The 19119-nt window shown below is 62.1% G+C and carries 18 protein-coding genes; 10 read left to right on the top strand and 8 right to left on the bottom strand.

The window, feature by feature from the left end; genetic code table 11:
- Positions 1-44 precede the first annotated feature (44 nt).
- The 7 genes from KW839_RS06925 (at position 45) to KW839_RS06955 (ending at position 6107) form a co-directional block, all read left to right on the top strand.
- Entirely contained in the window at positions 45-1151 is a 1107-nt protein-coding gene (locus KW839_RS06925) for an NAD/NADP-dependent octopine/nopaline dehydrogenase family protein (protein ID WP_218423823.1), read from the top strand.
- Entirely contained in the window at positions 1151-2149 is a 999-nt protein-coding gene (locus KW839_RS06930; protein WP_218423824.1) for a 3-hydroxybutyryl-CoA dehydrogenase, read from the top strand. The genes KW839_RS06925 and KW839_RS06930 overlap by 1 nt, the downstream gene beginning before the upstream one ends.
- Before the next feature lie 333 nt (positions 2150-2482).
- Positions 2483-2935, top strand: a complete 453-nt coding sequence (locus KW839_RS06935) for an Ohr family peroxiredoxin (protein WP_218423825.1) — start codon at positions 2483-2485, stop codon at positions 2933-2935.
- 79 nt (positions 2936-3014) lie between these two features.
- Complete coding sequence (locus tag KW839_RS06940; RefSeq protein WP_218423826.1) at positions 3015-3467, top strand: Ohr family peroxiredoxin; 453 nt, start codon at positions 3015-3017, stop codon at positions 3465-3467.
- A 166-nt stretch (positions 3468-3633) separates the two neighbouring features.
- A complete protein-coding gene (locus KW839_RS06945) occupies positions 3634-4092 on the top strand; it encodes a MarR family winged helix-turn-helix transcriptional regulator (protein WP_060541730.1) in 459 nt (152 codons plus the stop codon).
- Positions 4093-4216: 124 nt separating this feature from the next.
- Positions 4217-5437: a helix-turn-helix domain-containing protein gene (locus tag KW839_RS06950; RefSeq protein WP_218423827.1), complete on the top strand. Its 1221-nt coding sequence runs from the start codon at positions 4217-4219 to the stop codon at positions 5435-5437.
- A gap of 37 nt (positions 5438-5474) precedes the next feature.
- Positions 5475-6107 (top strand): PQQ-binding-like beta-propeller repeat protein, encoded by a 633-nt coding sequence (locus tag KW839_RS06955; RefSeq protein ID WP_060541728.1) that lies wholly within the window; start codon positions 5475-5477, stop codon positions 6105-6107.
- 427 nt (positions 6108-6534) lie between these two features.
- On the opposite strand, the gene KW839_RS06960 is transcribed toward KW839_RS06955, so the two are convergent.
- Positions 6535-7395 carry a CAP domain-containing protein gene (locus KW839_RS06960; RefSeq protein WP_218423828.1) on the bottom strand — a complete coding sequence of 287 codons (861 nt, stop codon included), beginning with the start codon at positions 7393-7395 and terminating at the stop codon, positions 6535-6537.
- Between the two features lie 327 nt (positions 7396-7722).
- Positions 7723-8508 (bottom strand): alpha/beta hydrolase, encoded by a 786-nt coding sequence (locus KW839_RS06965; protein WP_218423829.1) that lies wholly within the window; start codon positions 8506-8508, stop codon positions 7723-7725.
- An 80-nt stretch (positions 8509-8588) separates the two neighbouring features.
- Here KW839_RS06965 and KW839_RS06970 point away from each other — a divergent pair, with 80 nt between their 5' ends.
- The 3 genes from KW839_RS06970 to KW839_RS06980 all read left to right on the top strand — a co-directional run bounded on the left by KW839_RS06970 (position 8589) and on the right by KW839_RS06980 (position 11565).
- Entirely contained in the window at positions 8589-9866 is a 1278-nt protein-coding gene (locus KW839_RS06970; protein ID WP_218423830.1) for an NTP/NDP exchange transporter, read from the top strand.
- Positions 9863-10807 carry an aldo/keto reductase gene (locus KW839_RS06975; protein WP_177336969.1) on the top strand — a complete coding sequence of 315 codons (945 nt, stop codon included), beginning with the start codon at positions 9863-9865 and terminating at the stop codon, positions 10805-10807. Before KW839_RS06970 ends, KW839_RS06975 begins: the two co-directional genes overlap by 4 nt.
- Positions 10808-10911: 104 nt before the next feature.
- On the top strand, positions 10912-11565 hold the full coding sequence (locus tag KW839_RS06980; RefSeq protein ID WP_060541723.1) for a peroxiredoxin: 654 nt from the start codon (positions 10912-10914) through the stop codon (positions 11563-11565).
- A gap of 103 nt (positions 11566-11668) precedes the next feature.
- Here the strand turns inward: KW839_RS06980 and yghX are convergent, their stop codons facing one another.
- From yghX to KW839_RS07010, 6 genes are all read right to left on the bottom strand, one after another.
- Positions 11669-12556: a YghX family hydrolase gene (yghX, locus tag KW839_RS06985; protein WP_218423831.1), complete on the bottom strand. Its 888-nt coding sequence runs from the start codon at positions 12554-12556 to the stop codon at positions 11669-11671.
- Between the two features lie 250 nt (positions 12557-12806).
- Entirely contained in the window at positions 12807-13208 is a 402-nt protein-coding gene (locus KW839_RS06990; RefSeq protein WP_218423832.1) for a heme-binding protein, read from the bottom strand.
- Positions 13208-14446, bottom strand: a complete 1239-nt coding sequence (gene glcF, locus KW839_RS06995) for a glycolate oxidase subunit GlcF (protein ID WP_218423833.1) — start codon at positions 14444-14446, stop codon at positions 13208-13210. The genes KW839_RS06990 and glcF overlap by 1 nt, the downstream gene beginning before the upstream one ends.
- 3 nt (positions 14447-14449) lie before the next feature.
- On the bottom strand, positions 14450-15514 hold the full coding sequence (glcE, locus tag KW839_RS07000; RefSeq protein ID WP_060541719.1) for a glycolate oxidase subunit GlcE: 1065 nt from the start codon (positions 15512-15514) through the stop codon (positions 14450-14452).
- A complete protein-coding gene (gene glcD, locus KW839_RS07005; protein WP_218423834.1) occupies positions 15514-17013 on the bottom strand; it encodes a glycolate oxidase subunit GlcD in 1500 nt (499 codons plus the stop codon). The genes glcE and glcD overlap by 1 nt, the downstream gene beginning before the upstream one ends.
- Positions 17014-17180: 167 nt before the next feature.
- On the bottom strand, positions 17181-18944 hold the full coding sequence (locus KW839_RS07010) for an L-lactate permease (protein WP_218423835.1): 1764 nt from the start codon (positions 18942-18944) through the stop codon (positions 17181-17183).
- Positions 18945-19119 lie beyond the last annotated feature (175 nt).

Genomic DNA, 19119 nt, shown 5'->3' on the forward strand with positions numbered 1-19119 from the left:
CTGCGCCTCGATAGCATCGGGTCTCTGACAAGAGGAGCAACTCGATGAATATTACCGTGCTGGGTGGTGGACACGGCTGTTATGCCGCTGCTGTGGAGATGGCGGAAAAGGGGCATCAGACCCGCCTGTGGCGTCGCGACAGCGCAGCGCTCAAAGAGCTGCTGGACATCGGCAGCCTGACCATCAAGGACTACCGGGGCACTCGCCAGTTGGCCGTCGGCAATCCTGGCGACAAACTGTCCCTGACCGACAACCTGGGCGAAGCCCTGAGCGACGCGCAACTGGTCATCATCCCCTTGCCGTCGACCTCCCATGAAGACCTGGCCAGGCAAGTCGCGCCGCACCTGCACGACGGTCAGGTGGTGTTCCTGCCGCCGGGCACCTTCGGCAGTTTCGTGTTCGCCAAGGCCATGGCCGATGCGGGCAACCAGAGCAAGGTCGCTTTCGCTGAAACCGGCACGCTGCCGTACCTGGTGCGCAAGCACGGTGCCAGCGACCTGGTGATCAGTTGCTACGCCACCCGTCTGCCGACCGGCGTGTTCCCGAGCAACCTGTCCGAGCACGCTTTTGCGGTGCTGCGCGAGGCCTACCCGAGCGTCGAGCCGATTGAAGACGCCCTGAGCGGGGCGTTGATGAACGCAGGCCCCATCATTCACCCGCCGCTGATCGTGATGAACGCAGGTCCCCTGGAGCATTTCGAGGCCTGGGACATTCACAATGAGGGTACCCAGCCATCGATTCGCCGCGTGACCAACCAGCTTGATGCCGAGCGCATGGCCGTGCGCGAAGCACTGACCTACGGCGCGCCGCACTTTCCGTTGGCCGATCACTACAACACCAGCGAAGGCGAGGAGTGGATGTACGGTCGCGGTGCCCACGGCAAGTTGACCGACAGCGGCGACTGGCGCGAAGACATCGACCTGCAGAAACATCGCTACATGCTCGAAGACACGCGCCTGGGCCTGTCCTTCCTGGTATCCGTCGGCCGGTGGGCCGGTGTGCCTACCCCGGTGGCGCAGGGACTGCTGAGCATCGCATCGGTAGTCGCTGCACGGGATCTTTACGCCGAAGGTCGCACCCTGGAAAACCTCGGTCTGGCCAGTCTTGACCGGGAGCAGATGACCGAGCTGCTGACCAGGGGTTACAACTGATGAACGCTGCGTTGCCTCATGTCTGCGTGGTCGGTGCCGGCCGGATGGGCGAGGGCATTGCCCTGGCGTTCATCCATGCGGGATTGCCGGTAACCCTGATCGACATCAAGGATCGCGCCGAGCACGAGCGGCGTGGTTACTTCGAACGCGTGCGAAACAACGTGCGCAGCGAACTGCAGATGCTGGTACGCCTGGGCATGCTAGTGGAGGAGCAGGCGGACATCGCGATATCCCGGTTGACCCTGCAATCCCGAACCCTGGCCGGGGAAAACTTGCGCCTGTGCGACCTGGTGTTTGAGGCGGTGCCGGAAGTCATCGCCGTCAAGCAGCAGACCTTTGGATGGATCAGCGAGCATGTCCCGGCGTCGACCATCATCGCCTCGACCACCTCGACCTTTCTGGTCACCGAGTTGGCCGAGATGGTCAGAGAACCCCAGCGTTTCGTGAACGCGCACTGGCTCAATCCGGCGTACCTGATGCCGTTGGTGGAGGTCAGCCGCAGCCAGGCGACGTGCCCACAAGTGGTCGAACGGTTGCTGCAACTGCTCAAGCAGATCGGCAAGGTGCCCGTGGTGTGCAACCCGGTGGCCGGCTACATCGTCCCGCGCATCCAGGCGCTGGCGATGAACGAAGCCGCGCGGATGGTCGAGGAGGGCGTGGCCAGCGCCGAAGATATCGACACCGCGGTGCGCGTCGGCTTTGGCCTGCGTTTCTCGGTGTTGGGGCTGCTCGAATTTATCGACTGGGGCGGTGGCGACATTCTGTACTACGCCTCGCGCTACCTCAGTGGCGCGTTGGCACCTCGTTTCGAGTCGCCACAGGTGATTGCCGACAATATGCAAAACGGCCGCAATGGCTTGCGAGACGGCCAGGGGTTTTATGACTACAGCGAGCTGGATGTAGAAGCCTACAAGCAACAGCGTCTCGGCGACTTTGTTCGCAAGCTGCAACTGTCGGGGCTGACCCCCGCTTTCGACGGCGCCTTGAGAGAGGCCTGAACACTAGGGCCCGGATGCCGGGCCCTGACTACGCCCCGATTCTGGCGGCCATCTACCGCCCGTCGACGACACTTAAAATAATCTTTGACATGACTGCGGCTTTGGTTGAATATTTATACATCGCGTACGATCAAATCGGTTGCGATAGCAGATCATGACCTTGCCGTTTGGAGATTCCAACCATGAACACCGAAAGTCGCCACACCCGTGATTTCCATGGCCACAACGGCAATAACTGGATGACTGCACCAGCCGCTTGATAAGCGTTGCTTCTACACTTAATAACTCGCATACGATGCGATCGCATGCAACAAAGCACTGAGGAAACCGTCCATGAGCAAGATTGAAAAAGTACTGGCTACCGGCAAAACCCACACCACCCACAGCGCTGCCGGTGACTCCCTGCGCGGCCATAACGGCAACCTCGATATCGAGTTGTCTTCACCCGGTTCCGCCCAGGCAGCACACACATTCGCCGCCACCCAGCCGCACCCGACCGCCGAGCAATTGTTCGCCGGGGCATGGTCGGCCTGCTACACCGCGGCGGTCGGTCTGGTGGCGCAGGAGCGCAACATCGTGTTGCCAGCGGATCTGGCCGTCGACATCGAAGTGGACCTGGGCCAGACTGGTCCGGCCTATTTCCTTCAGGCTCGACTGACCCTGCGCGTGCCGGGATTGGCACAGGATGTCGCGACGGAACTGGCGCACATCGCCGATTCCATCTGCCCCTATTCCAAAGCGACACGCGGCAATATCGACGTTGCGCTGAGCGTGATTACGGCGTGATGCCTGGATGCGGCGATAAACATCGCGCGCGATGCAAGCGCATGCGAATTAAACAACCTGTAAACCTGAGGAAATCATCATGAGCAAGATCGAAAAAGTACTGGCCAGCGGCAGAACTCATACCACCCGTAGCAGCGCCGGCAATACATCGCGCGGCCATAACGGCAACCTCGACATCGAGTTGTCTTCCCCCGGCAGCACCACTGCGGCACACTTGCTTACCGGCGTGCAACCGCACCCCAAAGCCGAGCAACTGTTCGCCGGGGCGTGGTCGGCTTGCTACATCGCTGCGGTAGGGCTGGCCGCTCAACAATTGAAGGTGACGTTGCCATCCGATACGGCAGTCGATATCGAAGTCGATCTGGGTCAGACCGGTGAGCAGTACTTCCTCCAGGCTCGATTGACCCTGCGGGTGCCCGGCCTGGATGAGGGGGTTGCGACCGAACTGGCTCACAACGCCGATGCCATCTGCCCGTACTCCAAGGCCACACGGGGCAATATTGACGTTGCCATCAAGGTCCTGACTGCTTGACCCACTGCACGACCGGCTCGCCAGGGTTAAACCTGGTGAGCCGGTCGTCGGCCTGCATGGCGCTGCTTTCTGGACGACTGCCAATGGTGTGAATACTTCCGATACCATCGCATGCGATGTATAGTCGGACCCCGCGATTCATCCGTCCTGCCCACCGAGAATGCCCATGAAACCCACTGAAAAGACAGCCGCCCTCGACCTCAAGCTTGCCGATTTTCTGTGTTTTGCGGTCTATTCCTCCAACCTCGCGTTCAGCAAGGCGTATAAGCCGATGCTCGAACGGCTTGGCCTCACCTATACGCAATACATCACCCTCGTCGCGCTGTGGGAGGAAGACAACCAGACCGTGGGCAGCCTCGGCGAGAAGCTGTTCCTTGAATCCAACACCCTCACGCCGATCCTGAAGAAGCTCGAAGCGATGGGTTATCTGCTGCGCCAGCGCGATCCGCAAGACGAACGCCAGGTACGGATCAGGCTCACGAAAGAAGGACGCAAACTGCGTGAAGGCCTCTGGGAAGAAGGTTTCCCGCAAACCGGTCTTGACCCTGACGAATTCGTGCAGATGCAGAAGGCAATCGTCAAATTACGCAGCAATCTGATCCGTTCGACGAAAGACCGGGAGTAGGGCGCCAAGGCATGTAACTGTTGCTCCAGCCATTGTTCCTCGGCGTACGCTCCTGGTGGCCTGTCGTGAATTAGACTAAACCGGGGTATGCAACGGTGGGAGTGACAAGCGTGGCGGTATTGCGATGGACTCGATGATCACAGCGGCAGCCCGCGCCCTGGCGGCGGGTGATCCCTTGGGCGCGCTGGACCGCGTGGCCTTGCGCGACGATGCACCGGCGCTGGCGCTGCGCGGTATTGCCATGGCTCAGTTGGGCGATCTGGTGCGGGCCCGGGCGCTGATCAAAAGCGCCCTGCGCGGGTTCGGCCCGAAAGAGTCGTTGTCCCGGGCCCGCTGCGTGGTAGCCGAAGCCGAGATCGCGCTGGCCTCCCGGGAACTTGGCTGGCCGGTCAAGGCGCTGGAAGCAGCGCGAATCACCCTTGAGGCGTACGGTGATCAGGTCAATGCCGATCACGCCCGCTATCTGCAAATTCGTCGACTGTTGCTGATCGGTCAGCTCGATCAAGCGCAACACCTGATCGCCGGACTTAACCCGGACCCATTGCCCCCAGCGTTGCGCACGGCCCACGAACTGGTACTGCTGGGAATTGCCCTGCGCCGCCTGCAATCGCGCGCGGCCAGGGATGCCCTGACGCGGGCACGGCGCGCGGCCGATCAAGCCGCCATTGCGGCATTGAGCGCTGAAGTTGAACACGCGGCGATGCTCCTCGACACCCCGGTTGCGCGCCTGATTGCCGGGGGCGAACAGCGGCCAGTGTTGCTGGACGAAGTTGAAGCCTTGCTTGCTTCGACCTCGCTGGTGGTGGACGCCTGCCGCTACGTCGTGCGTGGCTGCGGCATGTCGGTATCCCTGGGCACACGACCGATCCTGTTCAGCCTCGCGCAAGCATTGGCCGAAGCCTGGCCAGCCGATGTTGCAAGGGAGGTGTTGATCGCCCGGGCATTTCGCCTGAAGCTTTCGGACGAGTCCCACCGCGCACGGCTGCGCGTGGAAATCGGCCGGCTGCGGGTCGCGCTCAAACCCTTGGCCGGTGTGACCGCCACCCCGCGCGGGTTCGTCCTGACCACCCCGGTTTGCCCTGAGGTGGTGGTACTGGTACCGCCGCTCGAAGAAAAATTTGCCGCCTTGTGCGCCTGCCTGGCGGACGGTGAATCGTGGTCCAGTTCGGCCTTGGCGTTGGCACTGAGCATCAGTCAGCGCACGGTACAACGGGCGCTCGATACCCTGGCGGCCGAGGGCAAGGTGCAGTCGTTCGGTTGCGGCCGCGCCCGGCGCTGGATGACCCCGCCGATGCCCGGATTCGCGACGACCTTGTTACTCCCGGCGCCGCTGCCCAGTGGTTAGGATCAACGCCACCAGTCCGCTGAAGAGGTAATGCAAGATGAAAACCGCAGCTGCCGAGATCCTTCGTGAATATGGCCCGTTTGTTGGTGTCGACGCCGTGCATGGCGTCACCTGGGACGGCGAACAGGTCTGGTTTGCAACCACCGACAGACTTCACGCCCTCGACCCCGAAAGCGGCAAGACCCTGCGCTCGCTGGAGGTCGCCGGCCATGCCGGGACTGCCTTCGATGGCGAGTATCTGTACCAGATTGCCGAAGACCGTATCCACAAAGTCGACCCGCAGACCGGCCGCGTCCTGGCCACAATCCCCGCACCCGGCGGCGGCAACGACTCGGGCCTGACCTGGGCCGAAGGCTCGCTGTGGGTAGGGCAATATCGCGAGCGCAAGATTCACCAGATCGACCCCGGTACCGGCGAGATCCTGCGCACCATCGAATCCAACCGTTTCGTCACCGGCGTGACCTGGGTCGAAGGTGATCTGTGGCATGGCACCTGGGAGGGCGATGAGAGTGAGTTGCGCCGTATCGATCCGCAGTCCGGCGAAGTGCTGGAGAGCCTCAGGATGCCTGCCGGTGTCGGCGTGTCGGGACTGGAATCCGACGGCGGCGAGCGATTCTTTTGCGGTGGAGGCGGCAGCGGCAGGGTGAGAGCGGTGCGCCGGCCGTCATGAGTCGCCCGGCTTGAGCCATGGCCAGGTTGCCAGCCAGTTCTTGCTGATCGTCCTTCTTTTCGGCCATAGTGTTTTCCCTTCCTTACGCACTTTCTACTGGTCGAAATCGGTCTAAAAGTGCGGTTGGCAATCTGCTCGATTTTGCTATCCTCAAACCTGTAGGTGAAGACGCAGACTGATGCGCAAAAGGATAGCGAGGACGCGTGGGGCGCGCTCCGAAGGGTACACGGTTAGAAAGATCTCCGCGCTGAGATCCAGCCCTTATGCCGTGTGAAGCAGAAGAGTTCCATTACAGCTACACGACTCTTTTGTGGGAGGCCTGATAAACCTCGTAAGCCGGAGACCAGCACCGGCCACCTACTTTATCTCCCACTACAAAGCCCGCCACGCGCGGGCTTTTTAATGTCCTGCAGATAGGTGTGCTGGCTCATGGCGCGCCGAACAGCATCGTCCAGTAAACGCCGCGGTCGCTGCGGGAGTCGGCGGCGTAAGCTGCACCGACCTGGGTGAACATCGGGCTCATCAGGTTGGCACAATGCCCGGGGCTGGCGAGCCAGCCGGCCATGGCCTTGGTCGGTGAACCCTGGCCGGCGGCGATGTTTTCACCAATCTGCCGTCCCCGGAAACCGGCGGCCCTGGCCCGGTCTGCGGGCATATCGCCGTCGGGGTCCTGATGGGCGAAATAGTTGCCCACGGCCATGGCCTTGCTGTGGCCCTGGGCGGCGGCGCCGAGGGCGGCGTTCCAGGTCAGCGGGCGTGCGGCGGCAAAACGCTGGCGTCCGCACAACCGTGGTCTGGCCCGGGCTGCGTTGACCTGAGCCAGCAGGGCCTTGCCAGCATCTCGCGCATCGCCGGTCTTACCGTCGAGCACCGGCCGTGCAAGCACCACTTGCCATTGGCTGCCGGCGCGACTGACGCCAATGTCGGCGTACTGGCTATCGAGCAATGCTGTGCAATGCTCGTCCTGGAGCAAATCGAAGGCATCTTCGGCATCCCGGGCGCCGACCACGCGGATGCTGCGCACTGTCACCGCCTGATAGCCGGAAGCTTTCAACCTGTCGCGCAGGCCACCACCGTATCCGATCGGCAAGGCCAGGTTGGAATTGAACGCCAGGGGAGCCAACCGTTGTTCCGGTCGTCGTTCGCAGCGTTGCGGATGAGCTCTATAGTCGTTGATGGCTGCCACCAGCTGTCTTTGCGCGTCGGCAAGGGCGGGGCTGGCGAGAGTGGGAAGCAGGGTAAGCAGGCACAGTGAAGTAACGCGCGAGGCAACGACAGTTTGGCGCATGGGGGGACAGCTCTGATGAGATGACAAGGTTGAGAGAGCAGGAAAACGCCGGGATATGACTGGACTATCGACACAAGGTTCACGGCGAGGGGGAAACGGACCGCAGAGGCGCACGTTGACACTAATCCCGCATCAATACTGGCAGGCCTGACGCTATCGCGAGCAGGCTCGCTCCCACAATTTGATCTTCAGTGTCCGCAAATCTGCGGCTGCCCGGGATTCCCTGTGGGAGCTAGCCTGCTGGCGATGAGGCCAGTACATCCGGCATCAGTGCTGGCAGGGCTGACGCACTCGCAAGCAGGCTCGCACACGACTTTGTAACCCTCCTTACAACCCGGCTCCGAGCGCTTTCAGGTAGTCGGGACTGTCGCCGATCGAGTTATGCCCCGTGCCCGGAATGACCTGCAGCGAGGCCACGCCACTGGCGAAATGGCGGTAAAGGCGATCGGTGCTGGCGCGAGGGATCACTTCGTCACGCTCGGCGGCTATCAGCCGCGTAGGCACCTTGATGCGTTCGGCATAGCGCCAGGACTCGAATTTATCCTGCAACAACCACCGCACGGGAATTCCGCGAAACTGCCGTGTGGCCAGTTCCTCAAGGCTGTTATACGGTGTGATCAGCACCAGGCGTGCCGCCGGTCGTTGGCTGGCAAGGCGCACCGCCACCCCCGAGCCCAGACTGCGACCGACCACGGCAATGTGTGAATGCTCGGCGTGAACCAGGTCGAACAAGGTCACGGCATCCCGTTGAATGGCCTCTTCAGAAGGGGAACCGGCGCTTCCCCCGAAACCTCGGTAGTGCATTAGATAGACCGCGTAATCAGGAAATGCCTGGGCAAAACCGGGCAGATTGCGTGAGACATCCTCGGCGTTGCCACCAAAATAAATCAGTGCCTTGGGGCCCTCGTGCGGTCTGACGGAGACCAGCACCCGGGCGTCGCCGACCGGCAACGTCAGGGTAACGGGCGCCTCGATGGCGCGCGATTGCGGAAAGTAGATCAGCGCACGCTGAAACACGAACAACGCAGCGCACAGCGCCAGATACAGCGCGGCTACGATGACGACGATTAACACCAGGGCGCGTGACATTCGGCTAACGTCAGTGGACCGCATTGACGACTCGGGACTTGCAACGGAGATAGGGTGATCGCTGCCAGAGTGTAGTCAAACGCTGGCGCAAGAGGAGGGCACCGATGCCCGGCGTGGAAAAATGGCTAAACGTCCTGCCATCCGAAAGAGCGGCCCTGATGCTGGGTTTCGCCTTCCATTTCTGCGTGCTTGCCAGTTATTACCTGGTGCGGCCCTTGCGCGATGCCCTCGGGCTCGAAGGCGGAGCCGGGCAATTGCAGTGGTTGTTCACCGCCACCTTTGTGGTCATGTTGCTGATGGTACCGGTGTTCGGGACGCTGGCGTCGCGTCTGCCGGCAACGCGCTTCGTACCGTTGATTTACCGGTTGATCGCCGTGTCGATGTTGCTGTTTGGCCTGTTGATCGCCAACCACATCGCCCCGGTGGCCGTGGGGCGGGTGTTTTTCGTGTGGATCAGCATCTACAACCTGTTCATCGTGTCGATTTTCTGGAGCGTGCTGGTCGACCGTTTTTCCAGCGAACAGGGTCGACGCCTGTTCGGTTTCATTGCCGCAGGCGGCACCCTCGGCACGTTTATCGGGCCGTTGCTGGCCGCGAGCATGGTCGGCCGTCTCGGCCCGGTGGCGCTGACCGTCGCGGCGGCGCTGCTGTTGGAAATCGCGGTGCGCTGCTATCGGGCGCTGTTGTCGCGAACCCGCTCGCAATCCGGCAGCCTGGTGCTGGACGAGCGGCGTATGGGCGGCAGCATCCTCGCCGGCGTCACTTTGATCCTGCGCTCGCCATATCTGCTGGGGCTGGTGGCGTTCATGCTCCTGCACACCAGCGGCGCGACCCTGTTGTATTTCGAGCAGGGACGAATCGTCGCCGGCAGCTACGCTGATGTGGGCAGCCGCACGCAATTCTTCGCCGTCGTCGATTTGCTGGTATCGGCCCTGACCTTGATCTGTCAGCTGCTGCTGACGGCACCGCTGATCCGTTTGATTGGCGTTGGCGGGGCGCTGGCGGCGTTGCCAGTGGCGGCGATGGCAGCGTTTGCCGCCATGGCCCTGGCGCCCGTGCCGACAACGGTGGCCCTGGCCCAAGGCCTGCGCCGGGCGGTGGAGTTCGCCATTGTGCGCCCGGCGCGCGAGGTGTTGTGGACGGTGGTCAGCCGCGAGGAAAAGTACAAAGCCAAGAATGTGATCGAAACCCTGGTGTATCGCGGCGGTGATGCCGCCAGCGGTTGGTTGTCGGCAGGATTGGCGGCAATGGGCGCAGGCTTCGCCCTGGTGTCGCTGTTTGTCCTGCCGTTTGCCGGGGCCTGGGGCTGGCTGTGTTTCTGGCTGGCACGACGACAGGCGCAACAAGCGCAACCCGATCGACTGGTGAGGAACGATTTATGAGCCATCCTGAGGGGTACACCCGTAGAGAAGTTCTCACGCTGGCTGCCGGTGTTTCGGCGGTCTTCACGTTCGGTCCGGCCGGCGCGCAAACCGCGCCGTCGACGGGAACAGGAGGCAAGACCATGCTGACCCGAGTCATTCCTTCCAGCAACGAGCCCTTGCCCGTGGTGGGTGTGGGCACCTATCGCGGCTTCGATGTAGCGCCATCGGACCCTGCTTACAAGGACCTGCCGGCAGTCCTCAGCGCGTTGTTCGAGAAAGGCGGGAAGGTGATCGACAGCTCGCCGATGTACGGTCGTGCCGAACAGACTACTGGCGAACTGCTGTCGATCCATGAGCCGCGTTCGCCAGCTTTCCTGGCCACCAAGGTGTGGACCCGGGGCCGCGAAGAAGGCATTGCGCAGATGGAACAGTCCTTTGCCCTGTTGCAGACCGATCGCATCGACTTGATGCAGGTCCACAACCTGCTGGACTGGCAAACCCACCTGCCGACCCTGCGCCAATGGAAGGAAGAGGGGCGCATTCGCTACATCGGCATCACCCATTACACCGCTTCGGCCTACGAAGAGGTGGAGGCGGTACTCAAGGCCGAGCCGGTGGATTTTTTGCAGATCAACTACGCCCTGGATGATCGCGCTGTGGAGAAACGCCTGTTGCCGCTGTGCCGCGAGAAAGGGGTGGCGGTGATCTGCAATCGACCGTTCGGTGGCGGTGGCTTGCTCGGCCGGCTCAAAGACAAACCGCTGCCGGGCTGGGCCGCACAAGTCGGGATCAAGAGTTGGCCGCAGCTGGCGCTGAAATTCCTGCTGTCGCATTCGGCGGTGACCTGCGTTATCCCTGGCACCGGCAAGCCGCGCTACATGGCAGAAAACGCCGGGGCCGGTTTTGGCCCGATGCTCACCGATGCCCAGCGCCAGCAATTGATCGCGCTGGTGGGGTAGCCGAGGCAGGCCGGCGAGTCCGGCATCCTCTCCTATACTGTTTCGCGTCCATGCCGTCGGTAGCGCTGGCGGCTTCCCTGTCCATCACTGCAAGGAGATCGAACATGGCAATCCGCATTGGCGACGAAGCGCCGGATTTCACCGCTGAGACCACTGAAGGCACGATTCGCTTTCATGAATGGATCGGCGACAAGTGGGTCATCCTGTTCTCCCATCCGAAAGACTTCACCCCGGTGTGCACCACGGAGCTGGGCTACCTGGCCAAGCTCAAGCCGCAATTCGACCAGCGCAACACCAAAGTACTCGGGCTCAGTATCGACCCGGTCAGCGACCACAACAAATGGGTCGGTGATATCGAGGAAACCCAGGGTAGTGCGGTCAACTATCCGCTGATCGGCGACGAAAACCTGGTGGTGGCCAAGCTCTACGACATGATCCACCCCAACGCTAGTGGTGGCTCGCGCACGGCGGTGGACAACGCCACGGTGCGTTCGGTGTTCATCGTCGGCCCGGACAAGAAGATCAAGGCCATGCTGATCTATCCGATGAGCGCCGGGCGCAACTTCGATGAAGTGCTGCGTTTGCTCGATTCGCTGCAACTGAACGCCAAGCACACCGTGGCTACGCCAGTGAACTGGCGGCCGGGTGAAGATGTGATCATCCCCACTTCGGTGTCGGATGAAGATGCGAAAAAGAAATATCCCGATGGCTTCAAGACCCTCAAGCCCTATCTGCGTACAGTCGCGCAGCCGAAGTAACCATTGCCCACATCCGTAGGAGCCGGCTTGCTGGCGATGGCGTACTCAAGCGCCATCGCCAGCAAGCCGGCTCCTGCAGGTCTGCACACCACCTGACATCCGGTCAAGCCAGATACTTTCTGAACCACCCCAACGTCCGCTCCCACGCCAGTTTCGCTGCCGCCTCGTCATACCGGGGTGTCGAATCATTGTGAAAACCGTGGTTGCATCCAGGGTAGATGTAGGCCTCATAAGTCTTGCCGCCAGCCTTCAGCGCCTGTTCATACGCCGGCCAACCTTCGTTGATGCGCGTATCCAGTTCGCCAAAGTGCAGCATCACCGGCGCCTTGATCCGGGCGACTTCCTCTGTCGTCGGCTGGCGGCCATAAAACGACACGGCGGCGCCCAGTTCCGGGTAGGCCACGGCTGCCGCGTTGGCCACACCACCGCCGTAGCAGAAGCCGGTGATGCCGACTTTGCTGTTGCCGGCCGGGTGTTTCATCAGCCACTCGACGGCGGCGAAAAAGTCATTCATGAGCTTTTCCGGATCGACCTTGGCTTGCAGCTCGCGGCCCTTGTCATCGTTGCCGGGATAACCGCCGACCGACGTCAGGCCGTCCGGGGCAAGGGCGATTAACCCGGCCTTGGCCACCCGCCGGGCGACATCTTCGATGTACGGGTTGAGCCCTCGGTTTTCATGCACGACCACCACCGCCGGCACTTTTCCGGTGGTCTTGGCCGGACGCACCAGATAACCGCGAACCTGGCCGTGGCCCTTGGGCGAGGGGTAGGTGATGTATTCGGCAATGATGTCTGGATCGGTGAATTCGACCTGTTCGGCCAGCGCATAGTTGGGGCTCAATGCCGCCAGCAGCGCGCTGGCGGTCAATCCACCCAGGGTGAACAACGCCGCGCGATCGAGAAACTCGCGTCGGCTTATCTTGCCGTGGGCGTAGTAGTCATAGAGTTCCAGCAGTTGCGGGGCAAAGTCTTTCGCAGTGAGACGGGTCATCTTTGCGGTTCCTTATTCGGCTGGTTGATAGCTTGTCAGCGGGTCCACTGAGCAATACAACTCCTGTTGGAGCAGCCCTTGTGGCGAGGGGGCTCGCCCCCGTTTGAGTGCGTAGCACTCACAAGAGCTTTGGCGCATCGCAGATGTCGGGGCTGCTTCGCAGCCCAACGGGGCGATGCGGTGTTCCGAAAAAAAATCGCCACAGGACTCCCACAGGGATGTGTGGTGAATGCTCAAATTTGCGGGCTATTCAATTCAAGCACTGGGCTCCCGCCTTGGCCACCTGCGCATCCTGTTCAGCCTTGACCCCGGAAACTCCGACCGCGCCGATCACCTGGCCGTCGAAGACAACCGGCACGCCACCTTCCAGCGAAGTCAGCAACGGCGCTGACAGAAAAGCGTAGCGCCCCCCGTTGATCATATCTTCATAACCCTTGGATTCACGCCGCCCGAGAGCCGCAGTGCGGGCCTTTTCAGTGGCGATATAGGCGCTGCTGGGCGCGGCGCCGTCGAGGCGTTCGAGGGCCAGTGGGTGACCGCCATCGTCGACCACCACAATGGTCACAGGCCATTGATTGTTTTGCGCCTCGGCACGGGCCGCGGCGAGGATCCGCCTGAATTCGCTCTGGCAGAGCACCGCTTTGCTGTTCATCAGGATTCTCCGGGGTTGGTTTGCGCCATGGCCGCTTCGACCAGCTCGATCCAGTGCCGCACAGGAGTGCGGCCGGCACCGTCAAGGTGCGACTGACAGCCGATATTGGCCGTGACAATGACCTCGGGATGTCCGCTTTCCAGGGCGTTGAGCTTGTTGTCGCGCAGCTGCCGGGACAGCTCGGGCTGGGTCAGCGAATAGGTGCCGGCCGAACCGCAGCACAGATGACCGTCGGGAACGGCCGTAAGGTTGAAGCCCAACTGGCTTAGCAAAGCCTCTACCACGCCACCGAGTTTCTGCCCATGCTGCAAGGTGCAGGGACAATGAAACGCCAGGCGCTGGCTGGCGTGGATGCCGAGTTGCTCCAGCGGCTCGTCGCGCAGCACTTCCACCAGGTCCTTGGCCAGTGCACTGACTTTTTTGGCCTTGTCGGCATACACCGGATCGCTACGCAGCAGATGACCGTAATCCTTGATGAAGGCACCACAACCGCTGGCGGTCTGCACGATCGCCTCGGCACCTTTTTCAAGGGCCGGCCACCAGGCGTCGATGTTGCGGCGAGCACGATCCAGGCCTGTGGCCTGGGCGTCGAGGTGATAATCCACGGCGCCGCAGCAACCGGCTTCGCCAGTGGCGGTCACGCCGATCCCAAGGCGATCCAGCACCCGTGCGGCAGCCGCGTTGGTATTGGGCGACAGCCCCGGTTGCACGCAACCCTCGAGCATCAACACCTGTCGTTCACGGTGGGTCATCGGGCGTGGCTTGGCTGCATAGGTATGACGCGGCAGTTTGCTTTGCAGGGCATCGGGCAGCAATGCCCGGAACACCTGGCCACTGCTGACCAGCCCCTTGAACAGCTGCGGATGGGGCACGGTGCGGCGCAATCCCTCACGCAACAGGCTTTGCCCGAGCGGACGCGGCACGGCGGCATCGACCACGGCCCGGCCTATATCCAGCAGGTTGTGGTAATCGACGCCCGACGGGCAGGTGGTTTCGCAATTGCGGCACGACAGGCAGCGGTCCAGGTGCTGTTGGGTCTTATGGGTGACTTCGTTGCCTTCGAGCACCTGCTTGATCAGATAGATTCGCCCCCGTGGCCCGTCCAGCTCATCACCCAGCAGTTGATAGGTCGGGCAAGTGGCATTGCAGAACCCGCAGTGCACGCAGGAGCGCAGGATGCTTTCAGCCTCGGCGGCACGGGGCAGGTGGCTGGCGCGTTCACTCAAGGTCGTCTGCATGGTTCAAAGCTCCGCGTACAGGCGCCCGGGGTTGAAAATGCCCCGGGGGTCGAGTTGCTGTTTCAGGTTGCGGTGATAGCGCAGCAGGGTTGGGGGTAGCGGCTGAAACGGGGTGTCGCACAGGCCATGGCTGAAGCAGGTGACATGGCCGCCGACCTCGTCGACCACCTGGCGAATGAACGCCGCTTCGGCATCGGATTTCAACCAGCGCTGGGCGCCACCCCAGTCAACCAACTGGCGGCCCGGCAGTGACAGACGCGGGGTGTTGTGCGGCAGGGACAGGCGCCAGAGGGGCTGGTCTTCATCGAAGAAATTCAAGCGATGCTCGTTGAGATCGCCCCAGTACGAATCCTCCAGCCATTGGCCCCCGAGGCGTTCATGGGCCGCCTTTACCGAACCTTCACCGCCTTCCAGGCGCAAGTGCAGGCGCTCTCCGTCGTGGCAGGCGGCGCTGATCGGCAGCGGCTGCTGGCCCCATTGCGCCAGCTGCAGCAAGGCACGCTCACTGTTCATCTCCAGGCTGATGCTCAGGCACTGTCGAGGTTTTGGCAGGACTTTCAGCGAGACTTCGGTGATGACCCCGAGGCAGCCGTAACTGCCCGCCATCAGGCGTGACAGGTCATAGCCGGCGACGTTTTTCATGACCTCGCCGCCCAGGCGCAATAATTTGCCCTGACCACTGATAACCCGGGTGCCGAGGACGAAGTCCCTGACCGAACCTGACCAGGGCCTGCGTGGCCCTGACAGCCCGCAGGCAATCATGCCGCCGACCGTGGCATTGTCGCCAAAGGACGGCGGTTCGCAGGGCAGCATCTGTTGCGCGGCATCCAGCACTTCGGCCAGTTCCGTCAGCGGTGTGCCGCAGCGGGCGGTGATCACCAACTCGGTCGGGTCATAACTGACGATGCCACGGTGCGAGCGGGTGTCGAGTATCTCGCCGGCCGTGGTGCGTCCGAGAAAGGCCTTGCTGTTGGAGCCCTGAATGCGCAGCGGCGTGGCGTTTTCCAGCGCCTGATTGACCTGCTCCAGCAGCACGAGGCTGTCGTCGACATCGTCCGCGCCGCGCATCAGAAACGCTCCAGCTCAGGGAAGGGCAGTTGCCCGGCATGCACGTGCATGGCGCCAAATTCGGCGCAGCGGTGCAAAGTCGGGATGTTCTTGCCGGGGTTGAGCAAGCCGCCGGGATCGAAAGCGGCCTTGATCGAATGGAATACCGTCAACTCATCGCTGTTGAACTGGGCGCACATCTGATTGATCTTTTCCCGGCCCACCCCATGTTCGCCGGTGATGCTACCGCCGACCTTCACGCACAGTTCCAGTATCTTGCCGCCCAGGGCTTCGGCGCGATCAAGCTCACCCGGTTGATTGGCGTCGAACAGAATCAGCGGGTGCATGTTGCCGTCCCCGGCATGGAACACGTTGGCCACCCGCAGGCCGTATTGCTCCGACAGTTGGGCAATGGCCTGCAGCACGCCGGGCAGTTCGCGACGGGGAATGGTGCCGTCCATGCAGTAGTAATCCGGAGAAAGGCGGCCCACTGCCGGGAAGGCATTCTTGCGCCCGGCCCAGAACCGCACCCGCTCGGCCTCATCCCTGGCCTGGCGCACCTCGATGGCGCCCGCCTGTAGCAGCACCTGGCGCACCCGATCGCAGTCGTCGTGGACGTCAGCTTCAACGCCGTCGAGTTCGCACAGCAGAATGGCCTGGGCGTCGACCGGATAACCGGCGTGGATGAAGTCTTCGGCGGCGCGAATGGCCAGGTTGTCCATCATTTCCAGGCCGCCGGGAATGATACCCGCGGCAATGATGTCGCCGACCGCACGGCCAGCTTTTTCCACGGAGTCGAATGCCGCCAGCAGCACTTTGGCGGTCTGGGGTTTGGGCAGCAACTTGACCGTGACCTCGGTAATCACCCCGAGCAGGCCTTCGGATCCGGTGAACAGCGCCAGCAGATCGAAACCGGGGGAATCCAGGGCGTTGGAGCCCAGGCTCAGGTACTCGCCCTCGACGGTGAGGATGTCGACCTTCAGCACGTTGTGCACGGTCAGGCCGTATTTCAGGCAATGCACACCGCCGGCATTTTCCGCCACGTTGCCGCCGATGGAACAGGCGATCTGTGAGGAAGGGTCCGGTGCGTAATACAGGCCGAACGGCGCGGCGGCCTGGGAAATCGCCAGGTTGCGCACCCCCGGCTGGACCCGCGCAGTACGGGCGGCGGGGTCGATGTGCAGGATGTTATTGAAGCGCGCCATCACCAGCAGCACGCCTTTGTCCAATGGCAATGCGCCGCCGGACAAGCCGGTACCGGCACCCCGGGCGACCACGGGCACCTGCAGCTCATGGCAGACGCGCAATATGCCCTGTACCTCATCGAGGTGCCGGGGCAGCACCACCAGCAAGGGCGTGGTGCGGTAAGCGGACAGTCCGTCGCATTCGTACGGCTTGAGCTCTTCCTGCTGGTGCAGGATTTCCAGGTCCGGCAAGCGGGTTCGCAGGGCCTGCAACAGCTCATTTTTGTCGACGTCGGGCAGTGCGCCGTCAACGCGTTCATCGTAGAGAATGTTCATCTGGTCACGACACTCACAGGATGTCACTGAGGTTAATCATTGGTCCGGGACGCTTCGCTGTCCATGGCTAATTTGTCAGCCCGAGCGTGGGAACATTCAATAATTGCGTTCTGAAAATGCCACGCCCGGGCGATTCGGCCCGGGCGTGGAAAGTGGCGCAATCAGGCTCAATGCCCGCCTACCACCATGTGGCTGAACGGTGCGACGTAGGCCTGCAACGTCACCAGGCCACCGACCAGGATCGCCAGCACAATGGAGTGGAAGAATACGTAGCGCAGGATTTCCCCTTCATGGCCGTACCAGCGAGTGGCCGTGGAGGCGACCACGATGGACTGGGCATCGACCATCTTGCCCATGACCCCGCCGGAGCTGTTGGCGGCGGCCATCAGGACAGGGCTGATGCCCAGTTGTTCGGCCGTCACCCGTTGCAAACCGCCGAACAGCACATTGGAGGCCGTGTCCGAACCGGTCAGGGCCACGCCGAGCCAGCCGAGCAGGGTGCCGAACATGGGATAGAAGACCCCCGTCGCGGCGAAGGCCAGGCCCATGGTGGCGTCCAGGCCCGAGTAACGGGTGAGAAAGCCCAGGGCAAGCATCGCCACAATGGTGATCAAGGAAAAACGCACCACCCACAGTGTTCGCAGGTATTGGTGAATCAGTTGCGGGATGGAGTAGCCCATCAGCAACCCACCGACGATCGCCGCCAGCAGGATGCCGCTGCCGGTGGAGGTAAACCAGGTGAATTTGTAGATCGCTTCTTCAGTTTTCGCTGCTGGCACCACGGGCGGGACTTTTTCGATTTGCTGGTGAATGGTGGTGAAGGTCAGCACCGGGGCGAAGACCGGATTGGCTTCACGCATGGGTTTGCCCTGAGGGTCAAGCCTGGCGGCGCTGGTCTGCGGATCGATCGCCGGGCGAGTATCGAATTTATTCTTGAAGCCCTGGGTGCCCCAGATGAATACGAAGACGGTGAGGATGATCCACGGCATCCACGCGCGCATCACCGCCGGTTTGGCATCGCTGGCGAAGGTTGCACTGGCTACGGGTTTCTCATCGTGTTCGTCGTCGATTTTCGAGTTGTCGACTCGCCCGCTAAGCGCCGCTGAGGTGTGCACCGTGGCGGGCTTCCAGACTTTAAGGAAACCGGTCAGGCAGGCCATGGAAATCAGCGCAGCAATCACGTCCACCAGCATCGGCCCGTGATAGTTGGATACGAGGAACTGCGGGATGGCGAAGCTGACCCCGGCGACCAGGATGGCCGGCCAGATTTCCAGCATCTTGCGCCAGCCGGCGAAGGCCCAGATCAACCAGAACGGCACCAGCACCGAGAAGAACGGCAGTTGTCGACCCACCATCATCGACAATTCCATTTCATCGAGCCCGGTGACCTTGGCCAGGGTAATGATCGGCGTGCCCAGCGCACCGAATGCAACAGGCGCGGTATTGGCGATCAATGCCAGGCCCGACGCGGCCAGCGGTGAAAAGCCCAGTCCGATCAGAATGGCCCCGGTCACCGCCACCGGGGTGCCGAACCCCGCCGCGCCTTCGAAAAAGGCGCCAAAACAGAAGGCGATCAGCAGCAACTGCAATCGACGGTCATCGGTGATGCGTGCCAGGGAATCCTGCAGCACCTTGAACGAACCGTTTTCGGTGGTCAGGCGGTGCAGGAAAATGATGTTCAAGACAATCCAGCCGATGGGCAGCAAGCCATTGGCCGCACCGTACAGGGCTGCAGAGCCGGCCATGTCCGCCGGCATGCCGAAAGCGAAGATCGCGATCAGCAGGGCTGACGCCAGGGCCATCAATGCCGCCAGGTGCGCCTTGACGTGAAAGAAAGCCAGGGCTGCCAGCATCACAACCACCGGCACAGCCGCCATGAGGGTTGAAAGCACCGGGTTGCCGAATGGATCGTAGACTTGCTGCCAGACCATGTTCCACCTCTGCTTTTTATTGTTGGAAATGCAGGCCCCATGGGGGAAGTGGTTCTGAGTATAGGTGGCATTGCGTTTGTGCAAGAAAAGCCCTCCGGTCCAGCGCATCGGCGCGTTTCGGGGGGCTGAGCTAGCATGGCGGATAGGCTTTTGAATCCAGCAACGGGAGGAATGC

Origin of the sequence: Pseudomonas sp. PDM31 (assembly GCF_019218965.1) — a bacterium.
Taxonomy (GTDB): Bacteria; Pseudomonadota; Gammaproteobacteria; order Pseudomonadales; family Pseudomonadaceae; genus Aquipseudomonas.

Coding starts and splice junctions, on each gene's coding strand:
- KW839_RS06970 (WP_218423830.1), top strand. CDS start 8,589: ATGCCCGGCGTGGAAAAATGGCTAAACGTCCTGCCATCCGAAAGAGCG.
- KW839_RS06990 (WP_218423832.1), bottom strand. CDS start 13,208: ATGAACAGCAAAGCGGTGCTCTGCCAGAGCGAATTCAGGCGGATCCTC.
- KW839_RS06945 (WP_060541730.1), top strand. CDS start 3,634: ATGAAACCCACTGAAAAGACAGCCGCCCTCGACCTCAAGCTTGCCGAT.
- KW839_RS07010 (WP_218423835.1), bottom strand. CDS start 18,944: ATGGTCTGGCAGCAAGTCTACGATCCATTCGGCAACCCGGTGCTTTCA.
- KW839_RS06980 (WP_060541723.1), top strand. CDS start 10,912: ATGGCAATCCGCATTGGCGACGAAGCGCCGGATTTCACCGCTGAGACC.
- KW839_RS06965 (WP_218423829.1), bottom strand. CDS start 8,508: ATGCGGTCCACTGACGTTAGCCGAATGTCACGCGCCCTGGTGTTAATC.
- KW839_RS06935 (WP_218423825.1), top strand. CDS start 2,483: ATGAGCAAGATTGAAAAAGTACTGGCTACCGGCAAAACCCACACCACC.
- KW839_RS06940 (WP_218423826.1), top strand. CDS start 3,015: ATGAGCAAGATCGAAAAAGTACTGGCCAGCGGCAGAACTCATACCACC.
- KW839_RS06975 (WP_177336969.1), top strand. CDS start 9,863: ATGAGCCATCCTGAGGGGTACACCCGTAGAGAAGTTCTCACGCTGGCT.
- yghX (WP_218423831.1), bottom strand. CDS start 12,556: ATGACCCGTCTCACTGCGAAAGACTTTGCCCCGCAACTGCTGGAACTC.
- KW839_RS06955 (WP_060541728.1), top strand. CDS start 5,475: ATGAAAACCGCAGCTGCCGAGATCCTTCGTGAATATGGCCCGTTTGTT.
- KW839_RS06925 (WP_218423823.1), top strand. CDS start 45: ATGAATATTACCGTGCTGGGTGGTGGACACGGCTGTTATGCCGCTGCT.
- KW839_RS06960 (WP_218423828.1), bottom strand. CDS start 7,395: ATGCGCCAAACTGTCGTTGCCTCGCGCGTTACTTCACTGTGCCTGCTT.
- KW839_RS06950 (WP_218423827.1), top strand. CDS start 4,217: ATGGACTCGATGATCACAGCGGCAGCCCGCGCCCTGGCGGCGGGTGAT.
- glcD (WP_218423834.1), bottom strand. CDS start 17,013: ATGAACATTCTCTACGATGAACGCGTTGACGGCGCACTGCCCGACGTC.
- KW839_RS06930 (WP_218423824.1), top strand. CDS start 1,151: ATGAACGCTGCGTTGCCTCATGTCTGCGTGGTCGGTGCCGGCCGGATG.
- glcE (WP_060541719.1), bottom strand. CDS start 15,514: ATGCGCGGCGCGGACGATGTCGACGACAGCCTCGTGCTGCTGGAGCAG.
- glcF (WP_218423833.1), bottom strand. CDS start 14,446: ATGCAGACGACCTTGAGTGAACGCGCCAGCCACCTGCCCCGTGCCGCC.